Source organism: Fibrobacter sp. (genome assembly GCF_045112255.1).
Lineage (GTDB): Bacteria > Fibrobacterota > Fibrobacteria > Fibrobacterales > Fibrobacteraceae > Fibrobacter.
This window is the reverse complement of sequence record NZ_JBGUHR010000101.1, coordinates 1-1,510: the sequence shown is the minus strand read 5'-3', so window position 1 is coordinate 1,510 and position 1,510 is coordinate 1. Positions and strand designations below refer to the sequence as shown.

Below are 1,510 nucleotides of genomic sequence, written 5' to 3'. Positions count from 1 at the left end.
GGTAGCGATACGCACACGTTCCATTGCGACGATGGCCGTGTCATTAAAGAAGTTACGAACTTTATCTTGAAGTAGGAGCCGTTATGCTGACCGAAGAAACTAACGAACTAATTAACGCCAAGGACGCTGCCGACATTTCGTCGAAGAAACTTATCAAGTCATTCATGAAGGATGTCAACAAGGCTATTCGTTCGGCATCCAAGGACGGCGCATACGAGGTTGCCGTCGATAACTATGGTACTGGCGGAACTATAATCAAGACGAAACCGCTGGCAAATTCGATCGAGCTCATGCTGATTAGTGCCGGGTATAAGGTTGACTGCTTGTTTGATGAAGACTTCTGCTGCTATCGTTTCTATATCGACTGGACTCCGCAAGAAACCGCATTACCGATATTCCCTACCGACAAGGAATTGGAAGAGGCTCGCAGAAGGTTTTCCGCCGCTCAACACGATGCCCGAAAAATCCATCCAGTGGGACAGCAGCGTGATCCGTTCGCTGACTACGACCGAGAACGCTTCGCTCGCGAGCTCAAGGATGCTAACTTTTTGCTGTCTGGCTGGCTTGAAGAAGAAACCAAGCTGCGTAACCAGATTGTCGCCTTGATGAACCAAGTCACTTGGTATAAGGGCGGCCAAATTCCGGGACGGCTCGACGTCGCCATCTTGAAGGATGGAAAGACGGTTATCGGCGTTCCGAACAAGGACGGCTCGTTCGATATCAAGTATGTCATTATGAAGAACTCGCCAGATTGTAAGGTTGAGAACTTGTCTGTATCCCAAGACGATGTCGTCATGTGGAAGCATGCAAATGTACCGCCGGAGAAGTAGCTATGCAAGGTGATACCTACTGTTATACAATCAAGCAAATCGACGACTATCTGGCGACGACTGGATTAACCGGGTTTGCGCTAGAAAACGAACGTCATCGGCTTATAGACCGTCTTTCTGTTCGTCTTAGCGGCACGGTCGATCCAGAGTCCGACGTGTTCTCTGGACATGACAAGGCTCAGTCGTTGATGAAAGCTGGGTTCGGTCGGTATGAAATGATGATCGAGTTCATGAAGGCTCGTCGTGAAGGCGACTACGACGTCGAGGAATACAAGGCTGTTCCCACGCCTAAAGATATCAACGACGGCTTCTTGGACATGGCGGCCTTGCTGTTCGACCGTGGCACCGAAATACACAATGCAAAGTTTGTGTACTGTAGCGAGTCCATAGAAATGAAGTTCGACTCGATTCCGGGCTTGAAGTTCGGCATCGAGATCTTCTACGATACGCCAGACATGATGTATGTGGATGCCACTGTCGATACGACTACCGAGAACTACGTTGCCAATCCGGACAATACGAAGTTCTACGTGAGCGAGATGCCAGCATACGACGTGAATTCATTGGCTAGCTATATCGACCAGCATGTCAAGTACTGGAAGGAAAGATGAGGCTTCTCGGATTCTTGTGTGTGATGGCTATAATACTAGAAATGGTGGTCATTTGGCCACCATTCGTTA

At 48.9% G+C, this 1,510-nt stretch carries 2 protein-coding genes; both read left to right on the top strand.

Features of this window, described 5'->3' with window-relative positions; genetic code table 11:
• The first annotated feature begins 83 nt into the window (after positions 1-83).
• The gene (locus ACJMM9_RS13545) at positions 84-830 is read left to right on the top strand and encodes a hypothetical protein (RefSeq protein WP_405327981.1); all 747 of its coding nucleotides are present in this window, start codon (positions 84-86) and stop codon (positions 828-830) included.
• A gap of 2 nt (positions 831-832) precedes the next feature.
• A complete protein-coding gene (locus ACJMM9_RS13540) occupies positions 833-1,441 on the top strand; it encodes a hypothetical protein (protein ID WP_405327979.1) in 609 nt (202 codons plus the stop codon).
• The last annotated feature ends 69 nt before the right edge of the window (positions 1,442-1,510 follow it).

Excerpts from the sequence above, each read along its gene's own strand:
- ACJMM9_RS13545 (WP_405327981.1), top strand. The coding sequence starts at position 84 with ATGCTGACCGAAGAAACTAACGAACTAATTAACGCCAAGGACGCTGCC.
- ACJMM9_RS13540 (WP_405327979.1), top strand. The coding sequence starts at position 833 with ATGCAAGGTGATACCTACTGTTATACAATCAAGCAAATCGACGACTAT.